General features: G+C 61.5%; 14 protein-coding genes and 2 pseudogenes. 4 read left to right on the top strand and 12 right to left on the bottom strand.

Features of this window, described 5'->3' with window-relative positions:
* Positions 1 to 54: 54 nt before the first annotated feature.
* Entirely contained in the window at positions 55 to 969 is a 915-nt protein-coding gene (locus EN807_RS17920; protein WP_135936071.1) for an alpha/beta hydrolase, read from the bottom strand.
* A gap of 617 nt (positions 970 to 1586) precedes the next feature.
* Complete coding sequence (locus EN807_RS36630) at positions 1587 to 1922, bottom strand: antibiotic biosynthesis monooxygenase (RefSeq protein WP_246684189.1); 336 nt, start codon at positions 1920 to 1922, stop codon at positions 1587 to 1589.
* 663 nt (positions 1923 to 2585) lie between these two features.
* On the opposite strand from EN807_RS36630, the gene EN807_RS17900 reads away from it, so the two are divergent.
* The gene (locus EN807_RS17900) at positions 2586 to 3359 is read left to right on the top strand and encodes an HAD-IIA family hydrolase (protein ID WP_135936069.1); all 774 of its coding nucleotides are present in this window, start codon (positions 2586 to 2588) and stop codon (positions 3357 to 3359) included.
* Between the two features lie 467 nt (positions 3360 to 3826).
* Here the strand turns inward: EN807_RS17900 and EN807_RS17895 are convergent.
* Positions 3827 to 4176 (bottom strand): annotated as a pseudogene (locus tag EN807_RS17895) (3-methyl-2-oxobutanoate hydroxymethyltransferase); the annotation flags it as partial.
* A gap of 35 nt (positions 4177 to 4211) precedes the next feature.
* On the opposite strand from EN807_RS17895, the pseudogene EN807_RS17890 reads away from it, so the two are divergent.
* Positions 4212 to 5486, top strand: a pseudogene (locus EN807_RS17890) (DUF3363 domain-containing protein); the annotation flags it as partial.
* A gap of 262 nt (positions 5487 to 5748) precedes the next feature.
* Here EN807_RS17890 and EN807_RS17885 read toward each other — a convergent pair.
* From EN807_RS17885 to EN807_RS17870, 4 genes are all read right to left on the bottom strand, one after another.
* Positions 5749 to 7368 carry an ABC transporter ATP-binding protein gene (locus tag EN807_RS17885; RefSeq protein ID WP_135936067.1) on the bottom strand — a complete coding sequence of 540 codons (1620 nt, stop codon included), beginning with the start codon at positions 7366 to 7368 and terminating at the stop codon, positions 5749 to 5751.
* A 1-nt stretch (position 7369) separates the two neighbouring features.
* Positions 7370 to 8491 (bottom strand): ABC transporter permease subunit, encoded by a 1122-nt coding sequence (locus EN807_RS17880; RefSeq protein ID WP_135936066.1) that lies wholly within the window; start codon positions 8489 to 8491, stop codon positions 7370 to 7372.
* On the bottom strand, positions 8484 to 9407 hold the full coding sequence (locus EN807_RS17875; RefSeq protein ID WP_135936065.1) for an ABC transporter permease subunit: 924 nt from the start codon (positions 9405 to 9407) through the stop codon (positions 8484 to 8486). The genes EN807_RS17880 and EN807_RS17875 overlap by 8 nt, the downstream gene beginning before the upstream one ends.
* Positions 9408 to 9563: 156 nt before the next feature.
* Positions 9564 to 11156, bottom strand: coding sequence for a peptide ABC transporter substrate-binding protein (locus EN807_RS17870; protein ID WP_135936064.1), 1593 nt, complete (start codon positions 11154 to 11156; stop codon positions 9564 to 9566).
* Between the two features lie 370 nt (positions 11157 to 11526).
* Between EN807_RS17870 and EN807_RS17865 the strand changes: the two genes are divergently transcribed.
* Together EN807_RS17865 and EN807_RS17860 are read left to right on the top strand one after the other, a co-directional pair.
* Positions 11527 to 12006 (top strand): TadE/TadG family type IV pilus assembly protein, encoded by a 480-nt coding sequence (locus EN807_RS17865; RefSeq protein WP_135936063.1) that lies wholly within the window; start codon positions 11527 to 11529, stop codon positions 12004 to 12006.
* Positions 12007 to 13791, top strand: a complete 1785-nt coding sequence (locus tag EN807_RS17860; protein WP_246684187.1) for a pilus assembly protein TadG-related protein — start codon at positions 12007 to 12009, stop codon at positions 13789 to 13791.
* 16 nt (positions 13792 to 13807) lie between these two features.
* Here the strand turns inward: EN807_RS17860 and EN807_RS17855 are convergent, their stop codons facing one another.
* The 5 genes from EN807_RS17855 to glgC form a co-directional block, all read right to left on the bottom strand.
* Positions 13808 to 15433 (bottom strand): alpha-glucosidase family protein, encoded by a 1626-nt coding sequence (locus EN807_RS17855; RefSeq protein ID WP_135936062.1) that lies wholly within the window; start codon positions 15431 to 15433, stop codon positions 13808 to 13810.
* Positions 15423 to 17471 (bottom strand): glycogen debranching protein GlgX, encoded by a 2049-nt coding sequence (gene glgX, locus EN807_RS17850; RefSeq protein ID WP_135936061.1) that lies wholly within the window; start codon positions 17469 to 17471, stop codon positions 15423 to 15425. The genes EN807_RS17855 and glgX overlap by 11 nt, the downstream gene beginning before the upstream one ends.
* Before the next feature lie 73 nt (positions 17472 to 17544).
* Complete coding sequence (locus tag EN807_RS17845; protein ID WP_135936060.1) at positions 17545 to 19173, bottom strand: alpha-D-glucose phosphate-specific phosphoglucomutase; 1629 nt, start codon at positions 19171 to 19173, stop codon at positions 17545 to 17547.
* A gap of 3 nt (positions 19174 to 19176) precedes the next feature.
* The gene (gene glgA / locus EN807_RS17840; RefSeq protein WP_135936059.1) at positions 19177 to 20622 is read right to left on the bottom strand and encodes a glycogen synthase GlgA; all 1446 of its coding nucleotides are present in this window, start codon (positions 20620 to 20622) and stop codon (positions 19177 to 19179) included.
* Positions 20623 to 21891 (bottom strand): glucose-1-phosphate adenylyltransferase, encoded by a 1269-nt coding sequence (gene glgC / locus EN807_RS17835; protein ID WP_127208680.1) that lies wholly within the window; start codon positions 21889 to 21891, stop codon positions 20623 to 20625. It lies immediately after the preceding gene.
* Positions 21892 to 21907: the final 16 nt, after the last annotated feature.

The raw sequence follows: 21907 nt of genomic DNA, 5'->3' as shown, positions 1-21907 counted from the left end.
GAGATTGGTCAATACTTCCGGTTCCTGAACGGGAACATTGCGCCAGCAACTGCCTCACCCGAGGGCTATATAGTCGCGGACAAACATGCCCGCGCTGTGAAGAGCGCGCCAACCGGCACTCAACCCCGCATTCCAAACCGGCCAAGCGTGAATCATATGCGGCCAAATCTCGAGGCGTACTTTGACGTCAGCCGCGCCAGCGGCTGCCGCGAGCCGAGTTGCGTCCGACAACAGCGTCTCGGCCGAACCGACTTGTATCAGCATTGGGGGAAATCCGCTCAGATCGGCGAACAACGGCGAGATCAGGGGATCGCGCCGGCCAACGCCGTGGGGAACATAGGCGGTTGCCAGTTCCTCCAAATACGCCCGGTGGACGATAGGGTCGATCGCGTCCTTAGTTAATAGTGTCGCGCCGGACATCGAAAGGTCCGTCCAGGGCGAAACCAGCCAAAGACATCGCGGCAACCGCTCCCCTGCCGCGCACAATATACTGACCAAGCACAGGGTGAGGTTGCCGCCCGCACTGTCTCCACCAACCACGATGCGATCCGGCGCGATCCCTTGCCGGCTCAAAAAGCGCCATGCGGCGAGTGCGTCTTCATGTTGCGCAGGGAAAGGATGTTCCGGCGCGCGTCGATAGTCGATCGCGAGGGTGCGCATTCCCATTGCTCGACCTGCCTCGGTCACCATTCGACGATGACTTTTGAGAGAGCCGGAGCAGTAGCCACCACCGTGGAAAAAGAGCAGAACCTTATCCCTGTCACTCTCAGGAGCTAGGGACCACTCTCCCTCGAGGCCATCGAAAACCGCATCCTCGCATCGGATGTCGTCCGCAATCGGCCACACCGAACCAACCTCATCGAGTCGTGCCCGGCGTTCGTCCCAGCCCACCGGTCGTGGCTTTGACGTCAACAACCTGCGGACGGCGTTGATCTCCGTCAGATCGAGGTGTTCATCCACATCGCTCATTTTGCTTTCCTACCCATCAAGCATAGAAAACCGGCGGACAGCAGCAGCCACATGTCATCCATAATGCGCAATGCCAGCGCTGGGAGTTTTCGTAACAATTGCGCCATGGCGAATACATGGGACGGCAGGTCGCGCACAAACCCGCTCGTCATCTTTTAGCACTGACGCCCCCCGCACATGGTCGAATATTCCATCTGCTATTTGGCCGCTTCGGGTTCGTTCTACGACCCCTTATCGGACCAAAATCATCCTCGTTATGGCGCCAGCCGCGGGCTGGGGCCAACACCGCACTCAGCATCGCACACCGCGGCGGTGACGTTGTTCTCACCTACTATAGCCGGAGCGAGGACGCTTGGGCCGTCGTCGCGAAGACAGGCAACGGGTTGCAGGGCGGGAGCGTCTGCTCCTTAGAGCGGACCTGCTGTCTCGGCCAGCGCATCTGCCTGCTGAACATCTGCCTCCGATGATGCATCGAGACCAACAGGCGCACGGACCGAGCCGACGAGTATCCTAAGCTTCCGTTTCGTGCGTCGCGCGTCAGACATCGTCGCCCGCAAAGGTAAAGTTAGTCCGATGTCGCGAGCAGTTCGTCGAGGTCACGCCGGGTGATCGACAAGTCAGGGGTTGCTCAAAAAAGATACCGCCGCACAGCATGATGGCGTCAGTGGGCCGCGCGCCTCCGTCACGTCGAAGCGGCGACAACCGGCTTCGTTGCGCACCGACGCGGTTGCATTGGCGTCGACGAGCTTTCGGAAGCTGTCTCGGGCACCCAGCTTGAGGCGGAAATCGACCCAGACGACGAAGCTGGTCATCACTTGGGCCTCGCGATTTCCAGATAACGCCTCGACACATATTCCAGATGCCTGCGCATCGCCGCTTCGGCCCGGTCCGGGATCTCGCGCGGCGATCGCCTCGAAGATTTCGCGAGGCCTCGTCGGCCTTTCGGTCTTCACCTTCGGCCAAAGTCGTCCGCCGCTGTTCGAGCAGCCATTCGGCCAACGCCGCGTGAATGGCTGTGAAGATTCGATTGCGGGTGATCACCACCAGCACGTAGTGGAAGTCCACGTCGGTGCGCTCGAAGCGCGTGAGGTCGCCGATCGACTGCCGGTTAATCTCGAGCGCCTCCTTGAGGCTTCCAATATCCTCTGGCGTGGCATTCACAGCTGCATTGCGGGCAAGCCCGACCCTCGAAGACAAGCGCACCCTGGAAGTCGTGAACACCGCCCGGGGCGGAAATCATATGCCGTGCCGGCCCTGAGAGGGCGTCGATCACGAATTGGGGTGTTGGGCGGGTGACGCGGGCACGCTCGCCAGACCTCACAACTCGTGTCGACAAACACTCTCCTCCACGCGCCTGCCCGCCCGGCTGAATAACGAGCCTTACAATGTGACATCCTTCCGACGGCGCAGCCCGGCAGCCCCGGCGCGCAGATGACGCCACCGACCCTTTTTTACGCTGCGGGGTCCTAATTACCTTACGACCGATAAGGTGCCCTTCCCGCATCGCTCTCAATGCGTAAATTCGCCGGCATTCTCGCCTGCAGAAGGTACAACGCGATGACACACAACATGCCTCGGCCGTGCATCAGCCCAAAGATTTGGAGGGTTGAGATCTGATGATCATGGCGCACCTGCTCGATATGGATGGAGTTCTGGTCCGCGGCGGCCAGCCTATCGCCGGCTCGGTCGAATATGTCGCCGGACTCGTCGCCAAGGGCGAGCCGTTCCAGATATTCACCAACAACTCACGCTTCACGCCTGAGGATCACGCCGAGCGTCTGAGGGCGGTTGGTTTCTGCGTGAAACCTGAGCACATTTACACATCGGCGCTTGCCACCGCGCGGTTCGTGGAGTTGCAAAAGCCCGGATCATCCGCCTACGTCATTGGAGAGCACGGCTTGGCAGAGGCCCTGCGGCAGGCGGGCTGCCGGATTACGGCGTTTGCCCCCGATTTCGTGGTCCTGGGCGACACCATTTCGTACCACTATGAGCAGATTGCTACTGGCGCCAACCTTGTCGCAAAGGGCGCCTGTTTTGTGGCTACAAATCCGGATGCGACTGGTCCGACCGAGCGCGGCTTTCATCCCGCCTGCGGTTCGGTCGCAGCACTCATCGAGAAAGCCACGGGCCGCCAGCCCTATTTCGTCGGGAAGCCGAACCCATTCATGATGCGCAGAGCGCTTGACCGGCTGGGAGTGCGAGCTGCCGATACCATCATGGTCGGTGACCGCATGGATACGGACGTGCTCGCCGGGTTGGAATCAGGCCTGAGGACGGCTCTTGTGCTCACTGGAGTGACCACGCGGGCTGACCTACTGCGGTTTCCATTCAGACCAGACCACGTGGTTGAGTGCCTTGCCGATCTGGGCCAGATCGTACTGAGGGAATAACACGCAAATTTGTGTATTTCTTCTTATGCTCCCTAATCCAATGGTGACCCAGGTGGCGAGAACTCCGAACGAGAAATCGGCCCAGCTGGACACGTTGTCGGAAGCGAAAAAGCTAAGGGCAACTAAGGTGGTTGCGGGGCCCACAACCACCGATACCGACATTCACTGAGTGTTCCATTGGAAACCAGATACCGGCAAACTACAGAATGTTTATCCGACAGCTCCTAATCACAGGTTCGATTCCTGTCGGGATCACCAATGTTTTTAGGTGCTTAGCAATTGCCACCGTACTTTTTGCGAATTGGTACGGCAAATAGTACGGCGTTTTTGATCGCCAGTCCGCGGCGCTGATAGGTATTCGTGCGATGTTGCATTGTCTGGTTGCCGGGCGGCGCCCGGGCGGCGCCATTCCGCTACCACGGTGCGAAGCTCGGCAATAGTGCGGATGATCGGCACGTTCATTCGACGTCTGCCATGCTCTCGCCGCCCTCCATGACGGCGGCGCGTCCGGTTTGCGCCATCAGCAGCGCGGCGTTGCGAAAAAAGCCTGTTCGCAGTTCTCCTCATAGGACCCGAACGGCAGGTCGACCACCATCAGAGCGCGCCCAAGACCGCGGCGTACTGCCTTGCCGTGCACGATCATCATGTCGAGCGTGACGCCGAGGGTCGAGGGTAGGCCGTGGAGCACCATGCCGACACTGTCGCCGACCAGGACAACGTCGCAATGCGTGTCGACGAGCTGCGCAACGGGCGTCGTGTAGGCGGTCAGGCAAGCGATCGGGCCCCTGCCCTTGCGCGCCATAATGTCCGGCGGCATCACGCCTTTGTTTCGACCGCTACACTCATGGGCGCGCCCGCAACCTTATGGGCGACGTGCAGCGCGATCTCGGCACAAAAGTCGACTGGGTCGGCGTCGACCACTGGAACACCCAACATCCGCACGTTCATATCCTCGTTCGCGGTGTCGCCGACGACGGCGAGAATCTCGTCATCTCGCGCGACTATATCCGCCAGGGCCTGCGCGACCGCGCAAGCGACATCCTTACCCAGACACTGGGGCCTCGGACCGACCATGAAATCCGCCGGGCGATCGAGCAGCAGGTTAAGACTGAGCGCTGGACACAGCTCGATCGCCAGCTTGCCCGCGACACGGATCGTGATGGCATCATCGATCTGGCGCCGCACCCGGAGAGCCCGCCGGACGAGTTCCTGACAATCAAGGTTGGGCGGCTGCGTCGGCTCGAGAGCCTGGGCCTCGCCAACGAGATCCGTCCCGGCCAGTGGATGATGGCCGAAGATGCCGAGGCGACCCTGCGTTCGCTCGGCGAACGAGGCGATATCATCAAGCGCGTCCACCGCAGTCTCGCCCGGCATGGCATCGACAGGGGAACATCGGACTATGTCCTCGCGGCCGAACAGATCGAAACGCCAGTCGTCGGGCGGCTGCTTGAACGTGGCGTGGATGACGAATTGCGCGGTTCGGCCTATGCCATTGTCGACGGCATCGACGGACGAGCGCATCACATCCGTTTTGATGATCTCGATGCAACTGGAGACTCCGCGCCGGGCTCGATCGTGGGGTTGCGCCGTTACGAAGATGCGAAGGGCCGTGTCGCGCTCGCCGTCCACTCTGACCTTTCGATCGAAGAACAGATCCACGCTTCCGGAGCGACCTGGCTCGACCGACAGCTTATCGCGCAAGAGCCAGCCGAGCTCGGCGATGGCGGCTTCGGCGGGGACGTAAGACAGGCGCTGAGGGATCGTGCCAATCACCTTGTCGAGCAGGGTCTGGCCTCGCGCGAGAGGCAGCGCGTCACCCTTGCGCGCAACTTGATCGACACGCTGCGCGATCGTGAAGTTGACCCGCTCGGAATGCAGCTCGCCGGCGAGACCGGCCTGTCGTATACGAAGGCCGCAGATGGTGACCATGTGAGCGGCATCTACCGGCGGCGTTTCTCGCTCGCTTCCGGACGCTTCGCTATGATCGATGACGGGCTCGGCTTTAGGCTCGTGCCCTGGTCGCCGTCTCTCGAACAAAGATTCGGCAATCATCTTTCTGGTGTAATGCGTGCCGATGGCGGCGGTGTGGATTGGAACTTCGGAAGGAAGCGCGGCATCGGGCTGTAAAGCTCACAACTGCTGCGTAAATTCGGGGAGGTGCTCTGTCTGGAATGCCAGGTTAAGGCACTCTTGGCTGTCTCCATTGCAGGAATTCATGCTGGTGTCGAATTTGGGTCCTGAGAGTGCAATCACGTGGGCCCTACTCTTCTGGGCTTGTGGTCAGACAGGTAGTAACCCACTATCCGCAATGAACTGTCTCCCATTTCCCGGGAAGGGCCAATAGTTGGCTAGAACCGACCACCATCCGCTGCAGTCTTGACTGGTCGCGCTATGCACTCAAGCGAAATCGTGTGACATCGATGGCTGCGGCCATCAGCGTCTGCGTGTAGGTAGCCTGCGGATTGCTGAAGATCACCTCGGTCGGCCCTTCCTCGACGATCTTGCCCTGCTTCATGACGATAATGTAGTCGGCCATGGCGCGCACGACAGCGAGATCGTGGCTGATGAACAGATAGGACAGTTCATGGTCGGCCTGCAGCTTGCGAAGCAGTTCGACGATCTGCTTCTGGACGGAGCGGTCGAGTGCCGAGGTCGGCTCGTCGAGGACAACCACCTTGGGCTTGAGGATCATCGCCCGCGCGATGGCGATGCGTTGGCGCTGGCCGCCGGAGAATTCGTGCGGGTAGCGATTGCGCGCATTCGGATCGAGCCCGACTTCGCGCAGGGCCTCGACCGCGCGCAGATCGCGCTGCCTGCCCGACAGGGTCGGCTCATGCACCAGAAGTCCTTCGGTGATGACCTGGCCAACGGTCATGCGCGGCGACAGCGAACCGAAGGGGTCCTGGAAGACCAGCTGCAACTCACGCCGCAGCGGCCGCATGGCCCGGCGGTCGGCGGCGGAAATATCGCGATCGCCAAAGCGGATGAGGCCATCGCTTGGCAGCAGCCGCAGCAAGGCTCGGCCGAGCGTCGATTTTCCCGAACCGGATTCGCCGACGATGCCGATGGTCTGATTTCGTTTCAGCCGGATCGAAATGTGATCGACTGCGCGCAGGATCAGCGGCTCTCCAGCAAGAAACCCGCCGCCGATCTTGAAGGTCACTTCGACATTCCTGCCTTCGAGCAGGACCGGCGCATTTGGCGGTGGCGGCGCTTTGGTTCCGGTCGGCTCGGCGGCCAGCAGCATCTTGGTATAGGCATGCTGCGGATTGACGAAGATCGCTTCCGCCTCGCCCTCCTCGACGACTTCGCCGTAGCGCATGACATAGACGCGGTCGGCAAAGCGCCGGACAATACCGAGGTCGTGGGTGATGAAGACGATCGCCATGCCGAGCTTGCGCTGCAGTTCGGCGAGCAGCATGAGGATCTGCGCCTGGATCGTCACGTCGAGCGCCGTCGTCGGTTCGTCTGCTATCAGTATGTCGGGATCGTTGGCCAGCGCCATGGCGATCATGACCCGCTGGCGCTGGCCACCCGACAATTCGTGCGGATAGGATTTCATCCGCCGCTCGGGATCGGGAATATGAACCAGCCGCAAGAGCTTGAGCGCCTCTTCGCGCGCTTGCGCCGCGCCAAGTCCGCGATGCCGGCGGATCGGTTCGATCAGCTGGTTGCCGATCGAATAGAGCGGATCTAGCGAGGTCATCGGCTCCTGGAAGATCATGCTGATCTTGCGGCCGCGGATGTGATTGAGCTCGGACTTGCTTAGGGTCAAAAGGTTGCGGCCGCGATAGTCGACGACGCCTGTCGCCTCGCCGTTCGAGGCCAGCAGGCTCATCGCCGCCATCATCGTCTGGCTCTTGCCGGAACCGGATTCGCCGACAACGGCAACGGTTTCGCCTGCATTGACGTGGATGTTGATGCCTTTGACGGCTTCGACCGCGCCATCGAGCGTTCGGAAGCGGACCCGAAGGTCTTTGACGCTGAGGATCGTTTCGCAAGTGTCCATCTCAACGATCCCTGGGGTCGAGTGCGTCGCGCAGGCCGTCGCCGACGAAATTCAGCGCGAACAGCGTCGAGACGAGGAAGAAGGCAGGGAACAAAAGCAACCAGTTGGCGGTGCCGATGTTCTTGGCGCCGGTCGAGATCAGCACGCCCCAACTGGTCATCGGTTCCTGCACGCCGAGCCCGAGGAAGGACAGGAAACTCTCCAGGATGATGACATGCGGCACCAGCAGCGTCATGTAGATGACCACCGGGCCAAGCAGGTTGGGAATGACGTGGCGGATCAGGATGCCGCGCTGGCCGACGCCCATCGCCTCCGCCGCCTGGACGTATTCCTGCCGCCGGATCGACAGCGCTTGGCCGCGCACAATGCGCGCCATGTCGAGCCACAGCACGGCGCCGACCGCCAGGAACATCAGCACGAAGTTGCGGCCGAAGAACACCACCAGCATGATGACGAAGAAGATGAACGGCAGCGAGTAAAGCACATCGACAATGCGCATCATCACCTCGTCGACCTTGCCCCCGGCAAGGCCGGCCGTAGCACCGTAGAGCACGCCGATGACGCCCGCGACAACCCCGGCGAGCAGGCCGATGGCCAGCGAGATGCGCCCGGCCATCAGCGTTCGCGACAGCAGATCGCGGCCGGTGTTGTCGGTGCCGAACAGGAAATATTGCTGTCTGATTGAAGCGCTCATCACCGCTTCAAGGCCGTCAGGCGATTTACCCTCGATCTTTGTATCATCGAAGGCATCCGAACGGTCGAGGTAGCGGACATTGCGGTCGTCGATCGGCTTGGGCGATGTGACGGTGACGAAGATGCGGTTGCCTTCCTGCCGCCACTCCTTGATGTCAACACGCATGCGCTTGATCGCCTCATTGAGCGCGGTTTCTATCATGTCGGCCTTCGGATAGGCCGAGAAGCTCGGCGGCGTGCGCACATGGTCGGCGTAGATGGTGGTGTATCGATGCGGCAGCAAAGACGGCCCGAACACGCTGATTACGGCGATAAAGGCAAGATAATACAGGCTGAACATGGCGGCGCGATTGGCCTTGAGCCGTGCCCAGGCATCGCCCCATAGTGAGCGGCCGACGACGGCCGGAGCGCTGGCTGCGATGTCAGTCATAGCGCACCCTCGGATCGACGAAGGCATACATGACGTCGACGATCAGGTTGAAGACGATGGTGAACAGCGCGATCACCACCACGGTGCCCATGACCAGTGTGTAGTCGCGGTTGAGCGCGGCATCGACGAAATAGCGGCCGATGCCGGGAATAGAAAAGATCGTCTCGACGATGATCGAACCGGTGAGGAGCGCCGCCGCCGCCGGGCCAGTAAAGGAGACGATCGGCAGTATGGCGCCGCGCAGCGCATGCTTGACGATGACCGACCAGTCCGACAGGCCGAGCGCGCGTGCGGTGCGGATGTGGTGAGAGCGCAACGATTCGATCATCGAGCCGCGCATCAGGCGAGCGACGATGGCGATCTGCGGCAAGGCGAGCGTCAGCACCGGCCCGACCTTGTTGAGCAAGGCGCCATCGCCCCAGCCGCCGATCGGCAGCAGCTTCCAGGTCAGGCCGAACACAAGCTGGATCACCGGGGCGATGACGAAGGTCGGGATGGTACTGCCGGCGGCGGCCAGCGCGATCACCGAGTAGTCGGCAAGCTTGTTCTGGTTGAGCGCGGCAACAGTGCCGAGGAGGCCGCCGAGCAGCAGTGCCAGGATCAGGGCCGAGGCGCCGATCTGGATTGAAACGGGCAGGCCCCTGGCAAACAATTCGGTGACGGTGAAATCCGGCATGTTGTAGCTCGGACCGAAATTGCCGCGCAGCAGATTGCCGAGATAGTGGACATATTGCAGCCAGAGCGGGTCGTTGAGGCCGAACTGCGCTTCAAGATTGGCCTTGATCTCGGGGCTGAGGCCCCGCTCCTGATTGAATGGGCCGCCAGGCGCGACACGTATCAGGAAGAACGCCATGGTCACGATGACGAACAGCGTCGGGATGGCGGTCAGGAGCCGCCGGAATACGTATCGTAGCATCGGTTCCCCGCTTTGCTAGCAAACCGGAGCCACCGCCCCTGACGCATGACCCGAACCGAAGGTTCGGAAGATCACGCGCAAATCAAGGCGTTACAGCGCCCCTTCGTCCCGAAGGACGCGCGGCGCTGTAAAGGAGCGGCAGTCCGGCCAAGGAGATCAGTCCTTGGAGATGAAGCGGGACGGATGCACGTCCATAACGTTGTCCTCGAAGCCATGAAGCTTCGGAGAAACGATATCCTTGTAGCTATAGTAGAGAAGCGGGATGTTGCCGATCTCGTCGACGAGGATGCGCTCGGCCTCGGCGAGTTCTTTCATGCGCTCTTCGGGCTTGCCGCCGGCGGCGGCCGCCTCGTCCATGGCCTTCTCGAATTCCGGGCTGTTGTAGCCCGAATAGTTGTTGCCGCTTGCCTTGCGGGAGATGCCGAGGAAGGTTTCCGGATCCTTGTAATCGGCAATCCAGCCAGCACGCGCCACGTCGTAGTCGCCCTTCTGCTCAAGGAAGGAGTAGTGGGTCTTGGTGTCGGTGTTGAGCAGCGTGATTTCGACGCCGAGCGGCTTCAACTGCTCCTGGATGGCGACCGCAGTGTTCTTGTGGTTTTCCGACGTGTTGTAGCGGATTTCCATCTTCAGCGGTTTCTCGGGGGTATAGCCAAGCTTCTCGAGTACCTTCTTGGCCTCATCCTCGCGGTCGATCTGCGACATATCCGCGTATTTGGCCACTGCCGGCGTATAGCCCTCAATGCCTGGAGGCACCATCGAATAGCCGGGCAGCATAGAGTTCTGCCAGACCTTTTCGGCAAGGAAATCGCGGTCGACTGCCATGGAGATGGCGTTGCGCAGTTCGACGTTGTCCCACGGGGCCTTGTCGGTCTTGATCGCAAAATAATAAGTACCGAGGTAAGGCCCGACGCGAATCTGATCGCCAAACTTGGCCTTGAGGTCGGCGAGCTGCTCGGTCGGGAGGTCGTCGTAGCTGTCGAGTTCGCCGGCCTCAAAGCGCTTCATCGCCGACGAACGATCTTCGGTCGGGATGTAGTTGACTACGTCGAGCTTGATGGTCGCAGCGTCCCAGAATTTCGGATTCTTGACCAGTTTGATGTGGTCGTTGGGAACCCACTCCGCCAGTGTAAAGGCGCCGTTGGAGACCAGATTGCCCGGCTTGATCCAATCGGCGCCGAGCTTTTCGATCGAGGCCTTGCTGACCGGATAGGCCGCCTGGTGGGTCAGCATTTCGAGGAAATAGGGCGTGGGCGCCTTCAGCGTCACTTCCAGAGTGTTTGCGTCGATTGCCTTGACGCCCATCTCCTCGGGCTTCGCCTTCTTGGTGTTCACCTCCTCGGCATTCTTCACGGGATAGAGCATCGAAGCGTATTCGGCGCCGGTGGCCGGATCTTCCAGCCGTTGGAAAGCGTAGACGAAGTCATCTGCCGTGACCGGAGCACCATCCGACCAGACGGCGCCCTTGCGCAGCTTGAAGGTGTAGACGGTGCCGTCGTCCGATACTGTCCAGCTTTCGGCGGCGCCCGGGATGAGGTTCGCCTTTGCGTCCTGCATGGTCAGCCCCTGGAACAGGTCACGCAAAATATTTGCTTCGTAAATTGTCGAGGTCTTGTGCGGGTCGAGCGACTCCGATTCGGCGGCGGTGCCGCGGTTATAGACGACCTCGGCGAAGGCCGGCGTGTAGAACGTGCCGGCGGCCAAGGCTATGGTTGTGGCGAACACCGTCGCCTTCAGCATATTTTTCAGCATGAAGTTCTCCCTGTCGAGGCGGCCCTTCAGCTGCGCCTCTTGAGTGTTGACGCCCCGAAACCGATTAAATGGCCCCTTTGAGCGCGCCGCCGGTTCCCTTTCCGGCAGCTGGTGGCCAAACAGTAACGCGGCGATTTTTTATTTCAACAGGCTCGTGAGGTCACCCTAAGTAAGGCGCAGCGACAGCCACTTCGCGACCGGCAGAACAGCAGTCGAAGCCATGGGCTTGGCGCCGTTTCTCCCGCTTCAAGCACTCGTTTGCGGCAAGAAACTGGTCGTCGATTCCACTTTGCCGAAATGTCTTAATCCAGCTTTAAGCAACCATGGGTTACATCTTGCGGGCTTCGGTATGTCTCGACGGGCGAAGGACATGAACAGCACAGAACCTAAGACAATCTCTATAGAGCGTCATAAAACGCGCCGTTTAAGACTCAAAATATGCCAGTTTAGAGAGCAGTCCGGAACTTCCGCGGTTGAGTTCGCGCTGCTTTCGCCGATTTTTATCTTACTTTTGCTCGGAATGGTTGCATATGGTATCTATTTCGGCGCAAGCCACTCCGTGCAGCAAATCGCGGCGGACGCCGCCCGCACGGCGATTGCCGGGCTGAACGAAGGCGAGCGCCAGGCGCTGGTGACCAGTTTCGTCAACAACAATGCCGGCGGATATCCCTTCGTCAAATCCGACAAGCTGACCTATCAGGCCAAGGACAGCACAGCCGACGGAAACCAGTTCGTCGTGTCCATCCAATATGATGCCCGTAACCTGCCGGTCTGGAACCTGTTCCCGGCACTGCCCATGCCTGGAACCACGATCTCACGCCAGTCGACAATCCGGGTTGGAGGCATCTGAATGTCGGAACCTTTGCCGGGGAGGATCGGCCGGGCCGCCCGCTCAATGCTTGGCGACCTGAAGGCGAACTTCACCGTCATGACGGCGCTGTGCGCACCGTTCGCGCTGGCGCTGGCCGCCTTCGCCATCGACGAAGGCTCGATCTACACGGAGCGCCGGGAAGCCCAGGCAATGACCGATCTGGCGGCAATCACCGCCGCCTCCAACATCAACAACATTGAGGCCGCGGTGGTGACCACGCTCGGCGACAACGGAATGCCGGGTATCGTGGTTCAGAAGGCCGGACAGACAATCGCCCCTGCCCTCGGAAAAACCGTCGTGTCGGTCACCGCCGGCCGATACTCACCAGAGTCGTCGCTCGGCGTCGACAAGCGCTTCGAGGCCGGCAAGACGCCGTACAATGCCGTCCATGTGGCGCTGAAAAAGATTCCTGCCCGCTATTTCGCAAGTTCGCTTATTCCTACGCCGGTCATCGGCACCGAAGCCCTTGCCAGCGTCACGCCACAGGCGATGTTCTCGGTCGGGTCCAGGCTTCTCAGCGTCAATGGCGGCATCCTGAACTCGCTTCTCAGCGGCCTCCTGGGCACTAACATCTCGCTCAGCGTCATGGACTATAACGCCCTGATCTCGGCCGATGTGAATGTGCTTTCGTTCGTCGACGCTCTTGCCGTCCAGTTGCAACTGACAGGCGTCAGCTATTCAGACGTGCTGGCATCAAAAGCGACTGTGGGCCAGGTAGCCACGGCCCTGGCTAACGTTTCAACGGTTGGCAGCAGCAGCAAGCTCGTTCTGCAGACAATCGCGTCCAGAGCCACCAGCACGGTCAAAATCCCGCTCAATCATCTTGTCGACCTTGGATCAATTGGCCAGTTGGGCCTCGGACAAAAGCCGGCTGGCCTTTCCGTCGATGCAAGCGCCATGGGCATGCTGACCACCGCCGCTGCACTGTCCAACGGTTCGAACCAGGTCCAGGTCAATCTCGGGGCCACCATTCCGGGGCTTACCTCGACCACGCTTGCCGTAGCCGTCGGCGAACCGGCGCAATTCTCGCCATGGCTGACAATCGGCGAGAAGGGCGCCGTGGTGCGCACGGCGCAGACGCGGATCAAGCTGGTGGCGTCCGTCGGCGGCAGCAATGCCAATCTCGGTGGCGGCATCAGCCTGCTGGCCGTCAAACTGCCGCTGCATGTCGAGGTGGCCTCTGCCGAAGCCAGGCTGACCGACATCAGCTGCCCGACGGGGCACCCCGACAGTTTGAAGGTTACCATTGCCGCACGTCCGGGCCTTGCCTCACTGCACCTTGGCGCCAGCGATGCCGACAACAGCCCCTCCGCCTTCGCCGATTTCAGCAACCCACAGTCGTTTAAAAATGCCGAAATCGCGCAGGTCAGCGTGAAGCTTCTGTTTCTTACCCTGAATATGATCGGCGTGAATGGTTCTGCGGCCTTTGAGATCGCCAACAACGATCCGACGATACTGACCTTCAACAGCACCGAAATCGCAAACAAGACGATAAAATCCGCTTCCACGAAAAACCTGACGCAATCTCTCACCACGTCGCTGGTCAGCAATTTGTCGCTTTCGGTCAGTGCGCTGGGTCTCGGGCTTGATGTAACGGCCCTGCTTGGGACGGTGAAACCGGCAGTGGTGGCGCTGCTGAACGGCGTGGCGGCGCCGGTCGACGAATTGGTTTACAATGTGCTTGCGGCACTGGGCGTGCATGTCGGCGAGGCAGACGTCCGGGTCATGGGCGCGACTTGCGGGCGCTCCGTGCTCGTTCAATGAGGACCAAGTAGAGAGGTCAGCCGGCTCGTCCGAGAAAACAGCTCAAGGGCGGCAGCGGCAGAGTTTTTTCCTGCAAGGCGGCACCAGCGCCAAGATCGATCGTCCCTGCGACATCGATATCCTGCGGCAACGGCCAGCTGGCCGGCTCCTCGGCGAAATTGAAAACGCAAAGCAGCTTCTCGCCGCCGCCTTCGCGAATGAAGGCAAGCACATCGCCCTCGGCATCGAGGAAGCGGATCGAACCCTGTACCAATGCGGCATGCTGCTTGCGCAACGCCAGCATCGCCCGGTAGCTGGCTAGAACCGACGTTTCCTCGGCGTTCTGGACATCAACCGCGCGGGCGCGATGGCTTTCCGGGATCGGGAGCCACGGCTCGCCTGTTGAAAACCCGGCATTGTCGGCGCCTTTCTCCCAGACCATCGGCGTGCGGCATCCATCCCTGCCCTTGAATCCCGGCCAGAAGCGGATGCCGTAAGGATCGCGCAGATCCTCGAACGCCAATTCCGCCTCCTCCAGCCCGAGCTCCTCGCCCTGATAGAGGCAGATCGATCCACGCAGGCACGACAGCAGCGCGATCGAGAACTTCGCCACCCTTTCCGGATCGCCGCCGGGCCTAGTCCAGCGCGTCGCGTGGCGAACGACATCGTGGTTGGAAAACGCCCAGCAGACCCAGCCGTCGGAGACAGCACTCTCGTACGCTTCGACGCATCCCCGCACGTGTGCTGCCGAGAATTGCGGACCGAGCAGGTCGAAAGTGTAGCACATGTCGAGCTTGTCGCCGCCGCCGGTATAGGCGGCGAGCGTCTGCAACGAGCGGGTTTCGTCGCCGACCTCACCGACAGCGGCGCGGCCTTCATATTCGTCGAGCAGCGCCCGAAAACGCTTGAGGAAAGCGAGGTTTTCGGGCTGCGTCTTGTCGAACAAATGCTCCTGATAGAGGTAGGGATTGGTTTCAGTGTTGGTGCGGGCGACGCTCGATGCCAGGGGCGGGTTGCTGCGCAGCCAGCGGTCATGGACATAGTAGTTGACCGTATCGAGCCGAAACCCGTCGACGCCGCGCTCCAGCCAAAACCGCACCGTCTCCAGCAGGGCGTCCTGAACCTCCGGATTGTGGAAATTAAGGTCCGGCTGCGAGGCGAGGAAATTGTGCATGTAGTATTGTCTGCGGGTCGCGTCCCACTCCCAGGCGGGGCCGCCGAAGACCGACAGCCAGTTGTTGGGCGCGGTGCCGTCAGGACTCGGATCGGCCCAGACATACCAGTCCGCCCTAGGGTTATCGCGGCTCGCGCGGCTTTCGACGAACCATTCGTGCTGGTCGGACGAATGCGACAGGACCTGGTCGATAATGACTTTCAGGCCGAGACGATGCGCCTCGGCGACCACCGCCTCGAAATCCTCTGATGTGCCGAACATCGGATCGACGGCTGTATAGTCGGACACGTCGTAGCCCATATCGGCCATTGGCGACTTGAAGAACGGCGACAGCCAGACGGCGTCGACGCCAATCGATGCGACATGAGCCAGCCTTGAGGCAATGCCGCGCAGATCGCCACTGCCGTCCCCTGTCGTGTCCTGGAAGGAGCGCGGGTAGATCTGGTAGATGACGCAGCCGCGCCACCACTCGGCGTTGTCACTTGCCACCGCCGTTCTCCTTTATCTGAGCCTGCGCGGCCTTGCGTTCGATCATGACAATCAGCGTTCGCCCCGGCACCGGCCGTGAAATTCCGGCTGCGCCGTCCGGTGTTTCAATGGCTGGCTCCCAGCGAAATCCGTCGCGCTCCGGCAGCGTGAACATACACGCCCGGCGGTCGCCATTGATGACCGCGGCAAGGCGGCAATCATCGCCGCCGAGCATCATGATCAGGCGGTACCGCCCCGAATCGTGCCAGCCTGCCTCATCGAGCGACATGCCGGTTTCAGTGAGCCAGACGACGTCCTGTGTTTCTGACCCGGGCCGCGGCACTCCGGTCAGGAAGCGCGTGTCGGAAAGCGCCGGCACGGAACGACGCATCGCGGCGAGCAAAACGGCGCATTGTTCCAACGCCTGGTCACGCCCGGCCCAGTCGAGCCAGGTGATCTCGTTGTCCTGCGCATAGGCATTGTTGTTGCCCTTTTGGGTGCGGCCGAATTCGTCTCCGGCGGTCAGCATGACCGTGCCGCGCGAGGCAAACAGTGTCGCGAGCAGCGCACACTGGTCATCGAAACGGGCCGCAACGATCCCCCGGTCGCCGGTCTCACCCTCGACGCCATTGTTCCAGGACAAGTTGTCATCGTGGCCATCGCGGTTCTGCTCGCCATTGGCCTCATTGTGCTTGTGCTCGTAGGCAACAATGTCGGCCAGCGTCATGCCGTCATGCGCGGCGATGAAGTTGATGCTGCGGCTTGTCTGCTGGCCCGGCTTGGCAAACACGTCTGACGAGCCGGCAAGCCGGGTCGCCAGCGCGCCGACCATGCCGCTATCGCCGCGCCAGAACCGGCGGATGTCGTCGCGATATTTGTCGTTCCATTCGAGGAAGGGCGGCGCAAAATTGCCAAGCTGATAGCCGTCCGGGCCGATATCCCAAGGCTCGGCGATCAGCACCCTGTCACTAAGGACCGGGTCGTTCCGAATAGCCATAAGCAACGGTGCCGCCGCGTCGAATACGCCATCGACCCGACCCAAAATGGGCGCCAGATCGAAGCGGAAACCGTCGACGCCAGCATGGCGAACAAAGTGACGAAGCGTGTCGAGGACCATTTCCTGGACGATCGGATGATCACAGGCGACCGTGTTGCCGGTGCCGGTGTCGTTAGCCAAGCTGCCGTCCGGCCAATGTCGGAAGTAGGCGCGGCTGTCGAGGCCGCGCAGCGACAGCGTCGGCCCAAGCCTGTCGCTTTCGCCGGTGTGGTTGAAGACGAGGTCGAGGATGACGCCGATGCCGGCCTCACGCATCGTGGCGACCGTCTGCCGCAATTCCGCGAGACCGCCGGGCGCCAGGCGCGGATCGAGCGCCATGAAGGTCACAGGGTTGTAGCCCCAGGCATTACGCAGCCCGAGCGGCGGCAGATGCCGCTCATCGAGCGATGCCGTCACCGGCATCAGTTCGACCGCCCCGACCCCGAGTTTTTTCAGGTGCTCGACGATGGCCGGATGGGCAAGAGCTGCAATCGTTCCGCGCTGGGGTTTCGGGATGTCCGGATGCAGCATTGTGAAGGCGCGCACCGGCACTTCGTAGATCAGGCCACCGGGCTGGAATAGCGGCGGCAAGGCAGGCACCGGTTGCGGCAGGGTGGCGGCAATCGCTTTCGGCAGCAGCGGCGCGGTATCGGTGCCCTCGCCCCGGCGTGCGGAGAGCCTGATATCATAGACATAAGGCCTGTCGATCTCGACGGCATATGGGTCGACCAGCAGCTTGTCGGGATCGAACCAGAGCCCTTTCTCGGGCGCATAGTCGCCATCGGCGCGAAGCCCGTATCGGGTGCCAGCGGCGAGGCCGGCGACAAAAAGCCCGTGAACGCCCTCGCCTTCCGGCTGGAGTTCGAGCCGGTCGATCTCGCTGTTACCCTGCTCATCGAAGATTGAGACCCAGAGCCGGCTGGCCGCAGACGACCATACGGCAAAGCGAATGCCACCTTGCCCGACGAATCCGCCAAGTCGCGGCCGATAACCGGCCGGTATTCTATCTTCCTGTTTGACCATGATCCTTTCCGAAAACCGGCTCCCACTTTTCGCAGACGCGGACCGTCGGTTCGGGATCATGGTATAGATGGCATCAGGTGATGACGCTCGGCTTGGCGCGGCCGGTATGGCTGCGAATTCCGGCAATATCATCGGCTGCCGCAATCAAATCGGCAAGCGCCTCCTGCGTGTCGAGATCGTGCCTGGACGTGTCCGGCTCGTAGCGCTCGATATAGAGGCGCAGCGTCGCGCCCGAGGTGCCGGTGCCGGAAAGACGGAAGACGACGCGCGATCCGCCTTCGAACAGCACCCTGATGCCCTGGTTCTTGGCTATCGAGCCATCGACCGGGTCGTGGTAGGCGAAATCATCAGCGCTGGCGATCTTCATGCCACGCACGCTGGTGCCGGGCAGTGATGCGAGTTTCGTCCGCAATTCGTCGACCAGCGCGTTGGCGCGGTCGGTCTCGACCTCCTCATAGTCGTGGCGCGAATAGTAATTGCGGCCATAGGCGGCCCAGTGCTCGGTGACAATCTGCTTGGCGCTTTCGCCCCGGGCAGCAAGGATATTGAGCCACAAAAGTACGGCCCACAGCCCGTCCTTTTCGCGGACATGGTTGGAGCCGGTTCCCGCACTTTCCTCGCCGCAGATCGTTGCCATGTCGGCATCGAGCAGGTTGCCGAAGAATTTCCAGCCGGTCGGCGTTTCATAGATGCCGATGCCGAGCTTTTCGGCGACGCGATCGGCCGCGCCGCTGGTCGGCATCGAGCGCGCGATGCCTTTCAGGCCGGCCTTGTAGCCCGGTGCCAGATGGGCGTTGGCGGCGAGCATGGCCACCGAATCCGACGGAGTGACGAAAATGCCCTTGCCGATGATCAGGTTACGATCGCCGTCGCCGTCGGAAGCAGCGCCGAAATCCGGCGCATCCGGTCCCATCATCTCGTCATAGAGGTGTTTGGCATGGACCAGGTTGGGATCGGGATGGTGGCCGCCGAAATCCGGCAGAGGAATGAAGTTGCGGGCGGTGCCGTTTGGCGCGCCGAGCCGGTTCTCCAGGATATCCTTGGCGTAGGGACCGGTCACGGCATGCATGGCGTCGAAGCGCATGCGGAAACCCGATTTGAACAGTGCGCGCAAGGCATCGAAATCGAACAGGCCTTCCATCAGCTCGGCATAGTCGGCGACAGGGTCGATCACCTCGACCGTCATGCCGCCCGCCTCTACCGTGCCGATCGTGTCGAGATCGACCGTGCCGATGTCGGCGATCTTGAAGCTCGAAATCACCTTGGTCTTGGCGAAAATCGCATCGGTCAGCTTTTCCGGCGCCGGCCCGCCATTGCCGGCATTGTATTTGATGCCGAAATCCTCGTGCGGGCCGCCCGGATTGTGGCTGGCCGACAGGATGATGCCGCCGAAGGTCTTGTATTTGCGGATGACATTGGACGCTGCCGGCGTTGACAGGATGCCGCCCTGCCCGACCATCACCTTGCCGAAGCCGTTTGCCGCCGCCATGGCGATGGCCTTCTGGATAACTTCGCGGTTGTAGAAGCGGCCGTCGCCGCCGATCACCAGGGTTTTGCCCTCGAACCCGTCCAGCGCATCGAAGATCGACTGGATGAAGTTCTCGGCATAGTGCTCCTGCTGGAACACCGGTACTTTCTTGCGCAGCCCGGAAGTGCCGGGCTTCTGGTCTAAGTAGGGTTTGGTGGCGACGGTGCGTATCATGCGTCAGACAGCCCTTTTCGAAAGCAGCAAGCGATAGAGTTCGAGGTATTTTTCTGCGCTTTTATCCCACGACACATCGGCCTTCATGCCTTGCCGCTGCATCGACGTCCAGATCGTGGGGCTGGCATGCGCTTCCACCAACCGGCGGATGGCGTGCAGCAAGGCGCCAGCATCAGCGGGCGCGAACTGGAAGCCGGTCGCCACACCTGCCGAAACGGCCGCTTCATTGGCGTCGATGACCGTGTCGGCAAGGCCGCCGGTGCGGGCGACGACCGGCACGCAGCCATAGCGCAGGCCGTAAAGCTGCGTCAGCCCGCAAGGCTCGAAACGCGACGGGATGACGATGGCGTCACAGCCGCCCTGCATGGTGTGGGACAGTCCCTCGTCGTAACCGACAACGACGCCGATGCGACCGCGATGGCGGGCGACGGCGGCCAGCAGCGCGCCTTCGAGGCCGGCATCGCCCGATCCCAGGATCGCCAGGCGTGCGCCCCTCGCAATGATCCCGTCGATCACCGTCGCCAGTATGTCCATGCCCTTCTGCCAGGTGAGCCGGCTGATGACGCAGACGATCGGACTGTCGTCGCGGTCGAGATTGAAACGATCTTCGACCGCGGTCCGGTTGGGATGCCGCGCCTTCAATGTCTTGGCCGTGTAATTGGAGACCAGATGCTTGTCGGTTTCAGGGTTCCATATCTCGGTATCGATGCCGTTGACGATGCCATAGAGATCGACGGATCGCATGTTGACGAGGCCATCGAGCCCCATGCCGAATTCCGGCGAGCGGATCTCCTGCGCATAGGTCGGGCTGACTGTGGTGATGGCCCAGGCGGCCTGCAGGCCGGCCTTGAGGAACCCGACGCCGCCATAATATTCGACGCCGTCGAGCGCCATGGCCGCCGCCGGCAAGCCAAGCTCGCCAAAGATGCCGGCGCCGAACTGACCCTGGAAAGCGAGGTTATGGACGGTGATCATCGACGGCGTGCCGACCGCCTTGCCGTAGCGCATATAGGCCAGCGTCATCGCCGATTGCCAGTCATGGGCATGGACGATGTCCGGCTGGTAGCCCGAGATGGCGCCGCCGGCGATGTCGCCGCCAACCTGGCTCAAGGCCGCGAAACGCCGCCAATTGTCCGGCCAGTCGGCGCCGGTGGCATTGCCATAGGGACCGCCGGGGCGATCGAACAGATGCGGCGCGTCGAGCACGAACAGGTCGAGCCCGGCAATCTGGACAGCATGGACCGAAGCCTTGCCGCCCTGCAGCAGCGGATATTGGTGAACGGGTTTTTTCTTCTTGAAGGTGTCCATCACCTGGGGATAGCCGGGAACAAGCGTGCGCATCGTCACGCCCTTGCCGGCGAGCGCGACGGGCAACGCGCCGGTCACGTCGGCAAGCCCGCCAGTCTTAATCAGAGGGAATATTTCGGGCGTGACCGACAGAACCTGCATTCATTGCAATCCCAGTTTGTCGATCATCGCCTGCGTGACGAGGCAGATGCCCTTTTCGGAAACGCGGAAGCGCTTGGCGTCGAGAACGGGATCCTCGCCGACCACCAGCCCCTCCGGTATCCTCACGCCATGGTCGATCACCACGCGCTTCAATCTTGCGTTCCGGCCGACCTGGCAGTCGGGCAGCATGACGACTTCCTCGAGCGTCGAATAGGAGTTGATGCGCGCGCCGGTGAAGATCAGGCTTCGCTTCAGCGAAGCACCAGAGACGATGCAATCACCTGAGACGAGCGACGACACAGCCGAGCCGCGGCGGCCATCCTCGTCATGCACGAACTTTGCCGGCGGCTTCAGCTCCGCATAGGTCCAGATCGGCCAGTCGCGGTCGTAGAGGTCGAGCTCCGGCGTGATGTCGGTGAGGTCGATATTGGCTTCCCAATAGGCGTCGACGGTCCCAACATCGCGCCAGTAGGCTTCGTTCTCTGCGGTCGAGCGCACGCAGGATTTGGCGAAGCGATGGGCGATCGCCTTCCCGTGCTCGACGACATAGGGGATGATGTCCTTGCCAAAGTCGCGGCTGGAGCCCGGCTCTGCCGCGTCGCGGCGCAATTGCTCCATCAGGAACTTGGTCTTAAACACGTAGATGCCCATCGAGGCCAGGGCAAAGTCCGGTTTATCGGGGATGCCGGGCGGATCGGCCGGTTTTTCGATGAAGGAGATGATGGTGTCCTTGGCATCGACATGCATGACACCGAAGCCGGTCGCCTCCATGCGCGGCACTTCGAGGCAGCCGACAGTGACATCGGCACCGGCGTCGACATGCTGGCGAAGCATCAGCTCGTAATCCATCTTATAGATATGGTCGCCGGCCAGGACGACCATGTATTCGGGCCCGTATGCCTCGATGATGTCGATGTTCTGGTAGACCGCGTCGGCCGTGCCCTCATACCACTGCGTTTCCGACACGCGCTGGCTGGCCGGCAGGATATCGAAGCTCTCGTTGCGTTCGGGCCGCAGGAAGTTCCAGCCGCGCTGCAGGTGGCGGATCAGCGAGTGTGCCTTGTACTGAGTGGCGACGCCGAGGCGGCGAATACCGGAATTGAGCGCATTGGAGAGCGCAAAATCGATGATGCGCGTCTTGCCGCCGAAATAGACTGCGGGCTTGGCGCGCCGGTCGGTCAATTCCTTGAGGCGGCTGCCACGGCCGCCGGCCAGAACATAGGCCATGGCATCGCGCGCCAGCGGCTGGGTCCGTTTTATCTCTGCCATTTTTATCCTCCCAAGT

The sequence above is a fragment of the Mesorhizobium sp. M5C.F.Ca.ET.164.01.1.1 genome, assembly GCF_004792125.1.
Classification (GTDB): Bacteria; Pseudomonadota; Alphaproteobacteria; order Rhizobiales; family Rhizobiaceae; genus Mesorhizobium; species Mesorhizobium wenxiniae.
The sequence above is the reverse complement of the archived record's forward strand: the minus strand, read 5'-3'. Positions and strand labels throughout refer to the sequence as shown.